Origin of the sequence: Gottfriedia sp. NPDC057991 (genome assembly GCF_042886615.1) — a bacterium.
Taxonomy (GTDB): domain Bacteria; phylum Bacillota; class Bacilli; order Bacillales; family Bacillaceae_G; genus Gottfriedia.
Map to the genome: position 1 here is coordinate 32506 of NZ_JBHVQN010000009.1, position 14500 is coordinate 47005.

A 14500-nucleotide genomic window follows, 5' to 3' on the forward strand; every position below is an offset into this window, starting at 1 on the left:
CTTAATTGGCGGGAACGTCGTATTAAATTAAATTGCTTGTAATAAATTTTCTATGATATTCAAAATCTATACAAAGTGGAGTGAATTGAAGTAAAAGCGCTTGCATTTTTTAAATTATGTTTTTATAATACTTGTATACAAGTATACTCGTATGGAAATGAAGGTGAACCAATGTCAGAATTAAAGCAGTATCTTTATCCGGAAAAATGGCTATCAAAAGCTTCAGCTGGTGATCGTGTAACATATGAATTAAGGATGCAGATAATTTCTGGTCTAATTGAAAGCGGTACCAAGTTATCAGAAAATAAATTGGCTGCCGATTTTAATGTAAGTCGTTCTCCTATTAGAGAGGCATTAAAAACGCTAGCATCTGAAAATCTGATTCGTTTAGAAAGAATGGGTGCAGTTGTTATTGGATTAACTGATAAAGAAATAGAAGAAATATATGATGTTCGATTACTAATCGAAACATTTGTATTTGAACGGTTGGTAAAATTAGACACGAAAAAATTGGTTATGGAACTGAGTAAAATTCTTGAAATGATGAAAATTGCAATTAAATATCAAGATGCCGATGAGTTTTCATTTCAAGATGTATTATTCCATGAAACGATTATTCGAGCGATTGATCATTCATACATTTTGATGATCTGGAATAATGCTAAACCAGTAATGGAAGCGTTTATACTTTTATCAATGCGAGTACGGTTTAAGGAAAAATACGAAGACTTTCAACGAATAGTCGAAAATCATCAATTATATATAGATGCAATTGGTACGAAGAATAGAGACCTTATGATTCAATCTTTACATCAAAACTTTGATGATGTTCAAGGAAAAGTAGAAGATCTTTGGAGATCTCAACAAATGTTTTCAAAAGGAGTAGAACAAGAATAATGACAAACTATATGTTAGGGTTAGACATCGGTACCACAAGCACAAAAGCCGTTTTATTTACTGAAACAGGTGAAGTCATCCAGCAAGAGAATATCGGATACCCACTCTATACACCTGATATTTCAACAGCTGAACAAGACCCAGAAGAGATCTTTACAGCTTTAGTACAAGCAATATCTAAAATAATGAAACAACATCCTCAAAAAGAGATATTATTTATTTCTTTTAGTAGTGCAATGCATAGTCTAATTGTCATGGATGAAAATGATCAACCATTAACGCCTTGTATTACATGGGCAGATAATCGAAGCGAGTCTTGGACTCATAAAATTAAAGATGAATTAAATGGTCATGAAATATATAAACGAACAGGAACTCCTATTCATCCAATGTCACCTTTAAGCAAGATTACATGGATTGTAAATGAACGACCAGAGATCGCTCAAAAAGCGAAAAAATATATTGGGATTAAAGAATATGTATTTAAAAAATTCTTTGACCAATATGTTGTAGATCATTCGCTTGCTTCAGCCATGGGTATGATGAATCTTAAAACATTAGATTGGGATGAGGAAGCTTTACAGATTGCAGGGATTACAACTGATCAACTATCTAGACTAGTACCTACTACGGAGATTTTTACAAACTGTAATCTTGATTTAGCTAGACAAATGGGAATTGATCCACAAACTCCTTTTGTAATTGGTGCAAGTGATGGTGTACTTTCCAATCTTGGTGTGAATGCGATTCGAAAAGGAGAAATTGCAGTCACAATCGGGACAAGTGGGGCAATTAGAACCATTATTGATAAACCACAAACTGACGAAAAAGGACGAATATTTTGCTACGCATTAACGGAAAAACATTGGGTCATTGGTGGGCCAGTGAACAATGGCGGTATGATATTTCGCTGGATTCGAGATGAATTTGCGGCTTCAGAGGTTGAAACTGCAAAAAGATTAGGTATTGATCCATATGAGGTATTAACAAAGATTGCCGAAGGAGTAAAACCTGGGGCAGATGGCTTGTTATTCCATCCTTATTTAGCGGGTGAACGTGCACCATTATGGAACCCTGATGTTCGAGGATCCTTTTTCGGCTTAACGATGGCGCATAAGAAGGAGCATATGATTCGCTCTGCACTTGAAGGTGTTATATACAACTTATACACAGTATTTTTAGCTTTAATTGAATGTATGGATGGTCCAGTATCTAAAATCCAAGCAACTGGTGGGTTTGCAAGATCAAATGTATGGCGTCAGATGATGTCCGATATTTTTGATTTAGATGTAGTTGTACCAGAAAGCTATGAAAGTTCTTGTCTTGGTGCTTGTATTTTAGGTCTTTATGCAACAGGAAAAATAGAATCCTTTGAAGTAGTATCTGAAATGGTCGGTAATACTTACAAACATACTCCTAATGAAGGTGCAGTAAAAGAATATCGAGAATTATTGCCAATCTTTATTAGCCTATCGAGAGTGTTAGAAAAAGATTATAAGCGGATTGCTAATTATCAAAGAGGATTAATTAATAAAAATAAATAGAATTTCGGGGGGGATTTCCATGCCACTAGTTATAGTAGCAATCGGAATAATAGCATTACTTGTTTTAATCATGAAGTTAAAATTAAATACTTTCCTTTCATTAATTATTGTTTCATTTGGAGTTGCTTTAGCACTTGGAATGAAACCAGACAATATTGGCACAACAATTGAAACTGGATTAGGTGGAACACTTGGTCATTTAGCATTAATCTTCGGACTTGGTGCAATGCTTGGTAAATTGATCGCAGATTCTGGTGGCGCTCAACGTATTGCAATGACTCTTGTTAACAAATTCGGTGAAAAGAACATTCAATGGGCAGTAGTTGCTGCTTCATTTATTATCGGTGTCGCTCTATTCTTCGAAGTAGGATTAGTATTATTGATTCCGATTGTATTTGCCATATCAAAACAATTAAAAGTTTCTATTTTATATCTAGGTATTCCAATGGCGGCTGCTTTATCTGTTACACATGGTTTCTTACCGCCGCATCCAGGTCCGACTGTAATCGCTGGTGAATACCATGCAAATATTGGTGAAGTATTACTTTACGGATTTATTATTGCTTTACCAACTGTATTTATCGCAGGTCCTTTATTTACAAAGCTTGCTAAAAAGCTAGTACCTGCATCCTTCACAAAAACGGGTAATATTGCATCTTTAGGTGAACAAAAAACATTTAAACTTGAAGAAACTCCTGGTTTTGGAATCAGTGTATTTACAGCTTTACTTCCTGTTATTTTAATGTCATTTGCAACAATTGTTAATTTACTACAAAAAACAATTGGATTTGATGATAATAGCCTACTAGTAGCGATTCGCTTTATTGGTAATGCTGGTACTGCAATGGTGATTTCATTATTAGTTGCGATTTATACAATGGGATTGGCTAGAAAAATACCAATTAAAGAAGTTATGAACTCTTGTACAACTGCAATTACACATATTGGGATGATGCTCTTAATCATCGGAGGCGGCGGTGCCTTCAAACAAGTGTTAATTGATGGCGGTGTTGGTGATTATGTAGCTGAGTTATTCAAAGGAACTTCAATGTCACCAATTTTACTTGCTTGGATTATTGCAGCGATCCTACGAATTTCACTAGGTTCTGCTACTGTTGCAGCTTTAACCACTTCTGGTTTAGTTATTCCAATGTTAGGTCATTCTGACGCTAACTTAGCTTTAGTAGTGCTAGCAACTGGAGCTGGTAGTTTAATCGCTTCACACGTTAATGACGCAGGTTTCTGGATGTTTAAAGAATATTTTGGATTGAGTATGAAAGAAACTTTCTTAACATGGACATTATTAGAATCAATTATTTCCGTTTGCGGATTGGTCTTCATTCTTTTATTAAGTTTATTCGTATAATGGAAAAAACCAGCGGGGAGCTGTAATTTTCTCCTACTGTTGGTTAATTAATCAAAAAGGGCAGTATCCTCACTAAAATACTTAGAATCCTCTATGTATTATAGTAGTGGATTACTGCTCTTTATTTTATGATCGTTTTATTCAGTCTTTGAGAACGAACCGACCTTCTAGGAAGAACGTGACAATTTCAACTTGGTAAACGATTGGGTAATGCTACCCTTTTCTAAATGAAGGTTATTAGTTCTGTAAGATTATATGTTTGAGTCTTAGTTCATATTGATGTTTTGGTTAAATAGAACTTAATTTAGTGCTGAGAATTGTACTGGTTATTTCTTTTGTTATTAAATTTGGACTAGTAATAATGTAGGGCAAATGACACAATAAAATCTTTTAATAGGTTTAAAAAAAGATTTTAAAGTTTATAATCTAATTGTTAGATTTCTATCTTTTTAATTGACATAGAACGCCTACCGAGTTATATTGGTTTCAGACAGTTAGAATTCTAATTATTCGGGGGTGAACGATTTGATTGATACACCTTATACGAGACTTCTTAGTACCATTATGCATAAGGTACGAGATCAATTGTCGTATCGTACAAAAGAACTTGAAGTAAATCCACAACAAGGTAGGATGATCAGTTATATCGCTGAGCATCAGGATCGAGGTATTATCCAAAAGGATTTAGCAGATGCATTTAATCGAAGAGGTGCAAGTATAACAAGCATGCTTCAAGGGCTTGAAAAGAATGGATATATTGGAAGAAAAGTCCAAGCTGATAACGAACGCCAGAAACAAATTTTCGTATTAGAAAAAGGTAGAGAAATCGTTAATCAAATTGATGATATGTTTTTGGCAATGGAATCACGATTAACAGAATCATTGACTGAAGAAGAAAAAAATGAATTTTTACGCCTTTTGAAAAAAATTGATTCGAACCTTTAAGTGACTACGGCCATTACGGTCGTATTGATAAATTGATAGAAATCTAAAAGTTAGAATTCTAATTATATAGAAACAAAAACTAAGTTTTTCTTAAACCAAAATAAAAAAGAATAAGATTCGGGGGGATGGAATATTATGGAAGAATTTGAAGTGGATCAATCTAATATTTATTATTTAAAAGAAGCACCGATACGAAAAGCGTTAGCTCGTTTATGTATTCCAATGATGATTGGGATTTCTGCTGGTACAATCTATAACTTAATAAATGTATTTTTTATCGGTTTAGTACATGATACTGCGATGTTAAGCGCCATTACATTAGGTTTACCAATCTTTACAGTGCTAATGGCGATTGGGAATGTATTTGGGGTTGGTGCAGGAACTTTTGTTACTCGTCTCTTAGGTGAAGGAAATCTTCAGAAAGGGAAATCTGTAGCAGGCTATGCTTTTTATATGAGTATTATATGTGGATTGATTATTGCAGTAATTGCTTTATTATTTGTTAATCCAATTGTTCATTTGTTAGGAGCAGATCCTTCAACATTGCTTTATACAAAACAATATACGATCACACTTTTTATTGGTGGCTTTGCATTTATTTTGAACTTTGCATTAGAACAAATTGTGCGTTCTGAGGGTGCTGCAAAAGAATCGATGTATGGAATGTTTATTAGTGTAATTTTTAGCATCTTATTTGATGTGTTATTCATTTTAGTTTTAAACCTTCATGTAATGGGGGCTGCCCTTTCGATGGTTTTAGCAAATATCGCGGCAAGCATATATTACATTTGGTTTTTAGACAGAAAAAGTGAAACTTTAAGAGGTTTCTTAAAGCATTGGAAAGTATCAATAACCGATCAATTAGAAATCTATAAAGTCGGTGTTCCAGAGTTATTTAAAATGTCATTTATGATTGTTACAACTTTACTCTTAAATAATTATTCAATTGAATACGGCGAGCATGTTGTAGCAAGCTTTGGTATTGCTGTAAGGATTGCTCAACTTCCAGAATTTATTACGATGGGCTTATTTATAGGAGCCATTTCTTTAATTGCTTATAACTTTGGTGGGAAAAATAAACCGCGTCTATATGAAACATTAAAAGAGTTAACTTTATGGATTGGCGGGATCTCAATTGTATTTGGTGGAATTGTATATATATTTAAAATTCAAGTACTCGGTTTATTTACAAACGATTCAGCCGTGCTTAGTATTGGAGCACTAATCTTAACAGCTCAACTTATTTCATCTGTTTTTAACGGATTCACAGGTTTATTCACTAGTATCTTCCAATCGTCTGGTGAAGGGCTTGCAACAGGAATAATGTCAATTACACAAGGTGTTCTTTTCATTCCAGTTGTCATCATCTTACATCATTTTTATGGATTAAGTGGCATAATTTGGTCTTTAACACTTACTGAGGGGATTACATTCGTTATGGGAGCTATTCTAATGATTCCTTACTTAAGAAAACTTAAGAAAATGCCAGATAACAGCCTAGTTCATTAAAATCACCAAAATTGTGAATACCATCCAATAGACTAGAAACAAAGCATAAGTATTAAGATACTTATGCTTTATTTATTTGTACTTTGAATTTGCTTATTATTATTCCATGAAAAAGGCTCTTCGCTCAGAAGTAATCCATTGCTCTAAATCGTCTTGACTACGTCGAACAAGTCTATTTACTAGTACATCGTGCCATATATAATCTTCTAATAAGTAAATATGAACTGGATCATTTGTATAAAAAGCAATACTACGCTCCTCAATTGATGGTCCATAAATCATTTCTTTAGAATCAATCGACAAAATAAACCAATGATCTGTAGACTTAGTCTCAGTAAATGGTGTAATGCGATGACTTTCTAGATTTCCTATTGGATTTTCGACGTGAAGAGTAATTCCTTTTATGGTTGCTTTTTCAGCCGCATGAACCAGTTCCTTTTTCAAAACCTCATACATTTCGTCCCACATTGAAATCACTATCCGTTTTTCAGCTTTTTTTATTAGCGTCTCACAATAGTTAATAATCGTTTTATAGTCTTTTAAAGTAATTACACGGTTGTCCACTTTTTCACCAAATGATTCTAGATCTTTTAAAGAGTCACTTATAACAGAATAAGTTGATTGCCACTCTGATTGGGCATTCTGTAAAAAGATTTCAACAGGCAGAGGTGAATATCGTACCGTGTCATTTATTTCCTCTTTCAAGACAATTCCTTTTTCAACAAGATTACCTAACACATCATAAATTCGTGCTCTTGGTATACCTGAGTCCTTGCTAACTTGGTAGGCTGTTACAGGACCTTGTTTAACGAGTGATACATAAGATTTAGATTCATATTCGTTAAAACCTAATTTTTTGAACTGTTGCACTAGATCTCCCATTTTTTCGCACTCCTATTTTTTGTTTATGTAATAAATTTACAATAACTATTTACAGATAGCAATTTGTTAGTTACTATTTCAGTAGTGACTATTCAGAGAGGTTGATCGAAATGCATTTAGACTCATCTTTATTAATTATTTTAATTTGTTTTGGATTTTTAGCATCATTTATTGATTCTGTTGTTGGGGGTGGTGGGTTGATTACACTACCTGCATTATTATTCACTGGGCTTAATCCTGCCGCGGCAGTAGCTACCAATAAATTAGCAGCGACAATTGGCTCACTAACAAGTACATATATGTTTTATCGTTCTGGTAAACTCGAATTAAAATCAGTGGTTAGATTTTTTCCACTCTCATTTGTTGGCTCATTATTGGGTGCATACACTGTACATTTGCTAAACCCTGAATTGCTTAAGCCCTTGATGTTAATTATGCTTGGAGCTGTAGCAATTTTTACTATTTTCAAGAAAGATTGGGGAAGCATGTCAACACAAAAAAACTTACCCAATTATCAATTCATTATTTTTTTAGTTACGATATTTGCGATTGGCTTCTATGATGGGTTCATTGGACCTGGGACAGGATCATTTTTAATTTTTGCATTTTTGATGATTGGGTTTGATTTTTTAAAGTCTGCAGGCAATGCTAAATTTTTAAACTTTAGTAGTAATATTGCTGGGTTGTTAATGTTTATGTTTTTAGGACAAGTAAACTACACTTATGGAATAATAATGGGAATTGCACAAATTGCTGGTGCGATTTGTGGATCGAAATTTGCGATAAAAAAAGGAAGTGGCTATGTTCGTGCTTTGTTTATTGCAGTGACCTGTTTATTATTAGTGAAGAATATTTATGATTATATTCAATAACTTTTTATTATACTGTTCTTTGCAAAAGGCCCTAAAACGAAAGTGAATCTTAAAAAAACAAAACCAAATATATGAGAACTACATAACTAATTCAACTTAAAAATGCAAGATAGAAAAATATGACCAGATACTAAAGCACCCCAGTTTATCGACTGGGGTGCTTTTTCAGAGTGTTGAAATATATAGTAGTCGATATTGAACAATACGAACATTAAATGAATTTTGAATTTCTATGAAAAAAGAGTCTATTTATTATTGTTTTATCTGTCATCTTATTGATAAACAAGTGATTTTGGTGGTATATAAATAATTTAACCAACTTGTGAAAATTAATATATCCTCTTTTTCACAATCAATATTATTATTTTTTATAAAGATCATGATTGGAACGGAAGGGTGCTCGACTCCTATGGGATTAGCGGGAAGGCTGAGACCCCACAGGCGGAGCCGAAGAGGCTCAGGTCTCGCTCCATGGAAAGCGAGCACCCTGCAGAGGAAATCAATAGGACACAACTTATTTATCATTGAGTTCTATAGATTTGAAGAATTTGTGACAAAATATAATCACCCGAAGAAACAACATCTTATTATAATATAATTTTATTGAATTTGATGAAAATGTGAGGTAAGATTGTTTGGTCTGAAAATTAGTCCAATTGGGAACTTTATACAAATTATTAATCGGAGTTGTTGTTTATGTCACCAAGAGTACCTAATACTTTTATAATCATTTTAGGTTTTATGTTATTTGCACTGTTTTTTGGAGCAGGAAATCTAATTTTTCCACCCATACTTGGACAGTTAGCCGGAAAAAACGTATGGATAGCCAATGCAGGCTTTTTAGTTACTGGAGTTGGATTACCATTGTTAGGTGTTACAGCTTTTGTTTTTTCAGGTGAAAAAAATTTGCAATCTTTAGCTAGACGTGTACATCCGTTGTTTGGTATTGTATTTACTACGGTTCTCTATCTAGCAATTGGTCCTTTTTTTGCTATCCCTAGATCAGGGAATGTATCGTTTGAAATTGGCGTTAAACCTTTTTTATCAAATGATGCAAGTCCTGGTGCATTAATCATATTTACCATCTTATTTTTCACAGTTACATGCTTGTTATCACTTAATCCTACAAAGATTATTGATGTAGTTGGAAAATTTCTAACTCCTATTAAATTAACGTTTATCGGAATGCTAGTTGTTATCGCTATTGTTCATCCAATTGGAAGATTTCAAGAGCCATTTAAAGGATACACAACAAATGTGTTTTTTAAAGGTTTTCAAGAAGGCTATTTAACAATGGATGCTCTTGTAGCTTTTGTTTTTGGAATTATTATTGTAAACGCAATTAAAGGAAAAGGAGTTACTACTAAAAAACAGCTTATGATCGTTTGTGGAAAGTCAACAGCAATAGCTGCTTCACTTTTAGCAATAATCTATTCTGCTCTTTCTTATATGGGCGCTTCTAGTGTTGAGAAACTTGGTCGATTAGATAATGGAGCTGAAGTTTTAGCGAAAGTTTCAGACTATTATTTTGGTTCCTATGGATCAATATTATTAGGTTTAATGATTACAGTGGCATGTTTGACTACGAGTGTTGGACTGATCACTGCTTGTTCTACTTTTTTTAATGAATTGTTTCCAAAAATTTCTTACAAAAAAATTGCGATCATTATGACTGTGTTTAGTACTCTTATAGCAAATATAGGATTAACACAACTAATTAAAGTTTCAATTCCTGTATTAATGACACTATATCCTATCGCTATATCCTTAATTTTCTTAACATTCTTACACTATATATTTCAAGGTAGGTCAGAGGTGTATCAAGGCAGTTTGATCTTAACTTTTATCGTGAGTCTATTTGATGGGTTAAACTCGGCTGGAATACATATTGAAGTCATTCATCATTTTTTCACTAAGTACCTCCCGTTATATAGTTTAGGTTTAGGTTGGATTGTTCCAGCTATTATTGGTGGTTTTATTGGTTATTATATTAGTATTTTACGTAAGAAAAATAAGAAAAATATTCCTAGTTCAGTTCGAAAGATCAGTTAATTATAGGAAAATAAAGAAGCTTTTTAACTGTAAATATTCTTAATAAGTTAGTAATGGTTTTAGGGGAGAAGTTTTTAAGATTGATTCAAAAAGTGACACTTGTTTCATCAAAAAGGGGAGGAAATAGAATGGCACAAAAGGAATTGAAAAAAGGATTGAAAGCGCGCCATATTCAGATGATTGCTTTAGGCGGTACAATCGGAGTAGGTTTATTTATGGGTTCAACGAGCACAATTCATTGGACAGGTCCATCAGTAATGCTTGCTTATGCAATTTCGGGGATTTTTATCTTCTTCATTATGCGTGCAATGGGGGAAATGCTATACGTAGAGCCAAGTACAGGTTCATTTGCAACATTTGGCCATAAATATATCCACCCTTTAGCAGGGTATATGACTGCATGGAGTAACTGGTTCCAGTGGGTTATTGTTGGAATGTCAGAAATTATAGCAGTTGGGGCATATATGAAGTACTGGTTTCCAGACCTACCTGCTTGGATACCAGGAATTATTGCAATTGTGATTCTTGGTGCAGCAAATTTAATTTCTGTTAAATCATTTGGTGAATTTGAATTTTGGTTTGCAATGATTAAAGTCGTTACAATTTTATTGATGATTGTTGCAGGGTTTGGTCTTATTTTCTTCGGCTTAGGAAACGGAGGAAATGCGATTGGGATATCTAACCTTTGGAAAAATGGCGGCTTCTTTACAGGAGGTTGGTCAGGTTTCTTCTTTGCACTTTCACTAGTTGTTGGAGCTTATCAAGGCGTTGAATTAATAGGTATTACAGCTGGAGAAGCTGAAAATCCGAAAAAAACATTAAAAGAAGCGATTCAAAGTCTTATTTGGCGTATTTTAATCTTCTATATTGGTGCTATTTTTGTAATTGTAACAGTTTTCCCGTGGGATCAACTAAATTCGCTTGGTAGCCCGTTTGTTGTAACTTTTGCAAAAGTTGGTATTACAGCTGCGGCTGGAATTATTAACTTTGTAGTAATTACTGCTGCAATGTCTGGTTGTAACAGTGGTATTTATAGTGCAGGACGCATGCTTTATACATTAGGTATAAATGGACAAGCACCAAAATATTTTACAAAAGTCTCAAACAACGGAGTGCCTTTATTCGGTACAATCGGTGTACTAATTGGTTTAGTAGTCGGCGTTATTTTAAATTTTATTGCACCAAAAAACTTATTCGTGTATGTATACAGTGCAAGCGTACTTCCTGGGATGATCCCGTGGTTTGTCATTTTAATTAGTCATATTCGTTTCAGAAAAGTAAAGGGAGATGAAATTAAGAATCATCCTTTTAAAATGCCTTTTGCACCATTTACTAACTACTTAACGTTAGCCTATTTAGTTTTGGTATTAATCGGTATGTGGTTTAATGATGACACACGCATCTCACTTATTGTAGGGATTATTTTCTTGGCAATCCTTGTCATTTGTTTTTATGCTTTCGGTATCGGAAAACGTGTACCATTAGATGCTCAAACAGATGAAAAAGTAGCTAATTGATCAATCACTTAGTTTGATCGTAAGATGTTCATTTGAATTTAGTTATACAATAAAAATATAAATTTTTTTAACAATCAAGGCGTTCGTATTATAAAATCAAACAGTAATTAAACTGGATGAGATTATCATGCGAACGCATTTTTTTATTTGTCCGAATAAAGAATCGACAGTATTTTTTTAACCCTAATAAAATTTTTTTTAAATAAGTACGGAAAATAAAAAATAAATATTTTGACTATTGTTGCATTTTATGACAAAATGATGAAAACTAAATAGTAGGGAATAGGTGTAAATGAAGTTCATTGTTTGAATTCATTTACTTAAAAGGGAAGTTTGGTTTAATTCCAACACGGTCCCGCCACTGTAATAGAGGAGTAAATAAGAAGATGCCACTTATTAATTTAGGAAGGCTTTTATTTACAAAGATTCTTAAGTCAGGAGACCTGCCTATTCTATCGACGCTGTTTGACCTACGAGAGATAGGGAGGTGCCTTATGGAAAGAAAGCTTAAGTTAACGTATTCTAATTATTTATGTTTTCCAACTTAAAGGCATTTTTGTCTCTTATTGAGATAAAAATGCTTTTTTATTTTAGATAAAAGGAGAGGGAAAAAGTGGTACATATAAGTAATCTAGGATATCCGAGAATTGGTGAAAATCGTGAATGGAAAAAAACGTTAGAGAGCTTTTGGCAAAAGAAAATCAATCAAGAACAATTTGAAAAAGAAATGAAATCACTGAGAATAAGCTCAATAAAGAAACAGCATGAATTAGGTGTGGAGCTAGTCCCTGTAAATGATTTTACGTTTTATGATCATGTGCTAGATTTTGCTACGATGTTTGGTTGGATTCCTAGTCGATTTGGTGAAGTAAATGAAAAACCAAGTCTAGAGACATATTTTGCATTAGCAAGGGGTAGTAAAAACATTGTAGCTTGTGAAATGACGAAATGGTTTAATACAAACTATCACTATATCGTTCCTGAATATCAAAAAGACAAGCAATCAAGATTATTTTTCAATAAGCCATTAGAAGCATACAAAGAGGCACTACTTGAGCTTGGTATAAAAACGAAACCTGTCATTCTAGGAATCTATACATTTGTACAGTTAGCAAAAGGTTACCAAGAAGAAGAAAAACGAGAAATAATTAATAATCTAGTAAGCCTTTATATTCAAATGCTTAAAGAGCTTGAGAATGAAGGTGTTGAGTGGATACAAATTGATGAACCATGTTTTGTGTTAGAAGAATCAAGCGAAGATATTCGTTTTATGAAAGAAGTTTATGATCAAATCGCAAAAGCTGTACCATCATTATCAATAATGCTTCAAACTTACTTTGAAGCAGTTGAACAATATAAGGAACTAATTACATTCCCAGTAGAAGGCATTGGACTTGATTTTGTTCATGGTAAAGATGGGAATTTACAGTCAATACTCGAGCACGGATTTCCAAATGACAAAGTACTAGGCGTAGGCATCGTTAATGGACGTAATATTTGGAGAAATGATTTAAATGATTGCATTGATTTTTTGAATTCCCTCAAAGAAGAAATAAGTCCAAAAGATTGGTGGATTCAACCGTCTTGTAGTTTGCTACACGTACCAGTTACAAAAATTGAAGAGAATTTATTAAATGAAACGTTATTCGAGGCATTAGCGTTTGCCGATGAAAAATTGGAAGAGTTAGTTATACTAAAAAGTTTATTCATTAACAAAGCGAGCATGTTTGATAATGAAGTTAAATATGCAAGTAATTGTTTAGTAAATTTAAAACAACTTAGTGAAAAAAATCACTCAACTCGTAATGAATTGGAATCCATTAATGAAGAAGATTTTAGAAGACCAGTACCATTTCATTTAAGATATCCTTTACAAAATAAAGTAATGAATTTACCGATTTTACCAACGACTACTATTGGAAGTTTTCCTCAAACGAAGGAAATTAAACAAGTAAGACAGCAATGGCGAAAAAACACGATCGATGAATCAGAATATATGAATCAAATTAAATTGAAAATTAAAGAATGGATTGAAATTCAAGAAAATATTGAAATGGATGTATTAGTACATGGTGAGTATGAGCGTACGGATATGGTTGAATATTTTGGTGAGAAACTAGAAGGATTTGCATTTACGAAAAAAGCGTGGGTTCAATCTTATGGATCGCGTTGTGTAAAACCGCCAATTATTTTCAGTAAAGTGGAATTTACTAAGCCAATTACTGTAAATGAAACTGAGTATGCACAAAGTATAACAACTAAACCAGTCAAAGGGATGTTAACAGGTCCTGTTACAATATTAAATTGGTCGTTTGTTCGCGAGGATCGTACAAGAGAGGAAATAGCAAATGAGATTGCTTTAGCTTTACGTAAAGAAGTAAAAGCACTTGAAGCTGCTGGTATTTCAATTATTCAAGTTGATGAACCTGCAATTCGAGAAGGTTTACCTTTGAAGCAAAAAGATTGGGATCAATATTTACATTGGGTAACGAGAGCATTTCGTTTAGCTACATCAAGCGTCCGAAATGAAACGCAAATCCATACTCATATGTGTTATAGCAACTTTAGCGATATTATGGACACAATTATTGAATTAGATGCAGATGTTATTTCAATTGAACATGCAAGAAGTCATCAAGAATTTTCTACTTATTTATCTGAGTCCCCTTATCCATTTGGAATTGGTTTAGGCGTGTATGATATTCATAGTCCGAGGGTACCATCGGTTGAGGAAATGGAAGAAAATATTTTAAGTTCTTTAAAAGTGTGTGATGCAAATAGATTTTGGGTTAATCCAGACTGTGGTTTAAAGACACGTAATGAAGCTGAGGTAATTGACGCCTTATCAAATATGGTAAAATCTGCGAAAAAAGTTCGAGAAAAATATTATTCAATTATTTAATGATAGGGTGAAAT

General features: G+C 33.4%; 10 protein-coding genes and 1 riboswitch. Of the genes, 9 read left to right on the plus strand and 1 reads right to left on the minus strand.

All coding sequences use genetic code 11. From position 1 onward, the window contains the following. The first annotated feature begins 171 nt into the window (after positions 1 to 171). From ACFVR2_RS23350 to ACFVR2_RS23370, 5 genes are all read left to right on the plus strand, one after another. Positions 172 to 897, plus strand: a complete 726-nt coding sequence (locus tag ACFVR2_RS23350) for a GntR family transcriptional regulator (RefSeq protein ID WP_387367510.1) — start codon at positions 172 to 174, stop codon at positions 895 to 897. Further along, positions 897 to 2441, plus strand: a complete 1545-nt coding sequence (gene gntK / locus ACFVR2_RS23355; RefSeq protein ID WP_387367513.1) for a gluconokinase — start codon at positions 897 to 899, stop codon at positions 2439 to 2441. Before ACFVR2_RS23350 ends, gntK begins: the two co-directional genes overlap by 1 nt. Before the next feature lie 19 nt (positions 2442 to 2460). Further along, on the plus strand, positions 2461 to 3807 hold the full coding sequence (locus ACFVR2_RS23360; protein ID WP_387367516.1) for a GntP family permease: 1347 nt from the start codon (positions 2461 to 2463) through the stop codon (positions 3805 to 3807). A gap of 516 nt (positions 3808 to 4323) precedes the next feature. Then, complete coding sequence (locus ACFVR2_RS23365; protein WP_387367519.1) at positions 4324 to 4752, plus strand: MarR family winged helix-turn-helix transcriptional regulator; 429 nt, start codon at positions 4324 to 4326, stop codon at positions 4750 to 4752. A 135-nt stretch (positions 4753 to 4887) separates the two neighbouring features. Continuing rightward, the gene (locus ACFVR2_RS23370; protein ID WP_387367522.1) at positions 4888 to 6261 is read left to right on the plus strand and encodes an MATE family efflux transporter; all 1374 of its coding nucleotides are present in this window, start codon (positions 4888 to 4890) and stop codon (positions 6259 to 6261) included. A 99-nt stretch (positions 6262 to 6360) separates the two neighbouring features. Here the strand turns inward: ACFVR2_RS23370 and ACFVR2_RS23375 are convergent, their stop codons facing one another. Then, a complete protein-coding gene (locus ACFVR2_RS23375) occupies positions 6361 to 7143 on the minus strand; it encodes a TrmB family transcriptional regulator (protein WP_387367525.1) in 783 nt (260 codons plus the stop codon). A 110-nt stretch (positions 7144 to 7253) separates the two neighbouring features. On the opposite strand from ACFVR2_RS23375, the gene ACFVR2_RS23380 reads away from it, so the two are divergent. From ACFVR2_RS23380 to metE, 4 genes are all read left to right on the plus strand, one after another. Beyond that, entirely contained in the window at positions 7254 to 8015 is a 762-nt protein-coding gene (locus ACFVR2_RS23380) for a TSUP family transporter (protein ID WP_387367528.1), read from the plus strand. Between the two features lie 696 nt (positions 8016 to 8711). Continuing rightward, positions 8712 to 10067 (plus strand): branched-chain amino acid transport system II carrier protein, encoded by a 1356-nt coding sequence (gene brnQ, locus ACFVR2_RS23385; protein ID WP_387367531.1) that lies wholly within the window; start codon positions 8712 to 8714, stop codon positions 10065 to 10067. 128 nt (positions 10068 to 10195) lie between these two features. Then, on the plus strand, positions 10196 to 11584 hold the full coding sequence (locus ACFVR2_RS23390) for an amino acid permease (RefSeq protein WP_387367534.1): 1389 nt from the start codon (positions 10196 to 10198) through the stop codon (positions 11582 to 11584). Positions 11585 to 11851: 267 nt separating this feature from the next. Further along, a riboswitch (cobalamin riboswitch) is annotated at positions 11852 to 12049 on the plus strand. A 148-nt stretch (positions 12050 to 12197) separates the two neighbouring features. After that, positions 12198 to 14486, plus strand: coding sequence for a 5-methyltetrahydropteroyltriglutamate--homocysteine S-methyltransferase (metE, locus tag ACFVR2_RS23395; protein WP_387367537.1), 2289 nt, complete (start codon positions 12198 to 12200; stop codon positions 14484 to 14486). Positions 14487 to 14500: the final 14 nt, after the last annotated feature.

What these genes read in the sequence shown, in the direction of transcription:
- ACFVR2_RS23375 (WP_387367525.1), bottom strand. Translation starts at nt 7,143, where the DNA reads ATGGGAGATCTAGTGCAACAGTTCAAAAAATTAGGTTTTAACGAATAT.
- gntK (WP_387367513.1), top strand. Translation starts at nt 897, where the DNA reads ATGACAAACTATATGTTAGGGTTAGACATCGGTACCACAAGCACAAAA.
- ACFVR2_RS23360 (WP_387367516.1), top strand. Translation starts at nt 2,461, where the DNA reads ATGCCACTAGTTATAGTAGCAATCGGAATAATAGCATTACTTGTTTTA.
- ACFVR2_RS23380 (WP_387367528.1), top strand. Translation starts at nt 7,254, where the DNA reads ATGCATTTAGACTCATCTTTATTAATTATTTTAATTTGTTTTGGATTT.
- ACFVR2_RS23370 (WP_387367522.1), top strand. Translation starts at nt 4,888, where the DNA reads ATGGAAGAATTTGAAGTGGATCAATCTAATATTTATTATTTAAAAGAA.
- brnQ (WP_387367531.1), top strand. Translation starts at nt 8,712, where the DNA reads ATGTCACCAAGAGTACCTAATACTTTTATAATCATTTTAGGTTTTATG.
- ACFVR2_RS23350 (WP_387367510.1), top strand. Translation starts at nt 172, where the DNA reads ATGTCAGAATTAAAGCAGTATCTTTATCCGGAAAAATGGCTATCAAAA.
- ACFVR2_RS23390 (WP_387367534.1), top strand. Translation starts at nt 10,196, where the DNA reads ATGGCACAAAAGGAATTGAAAAAAGGATTGAAAGCGCGCCATATTCAG.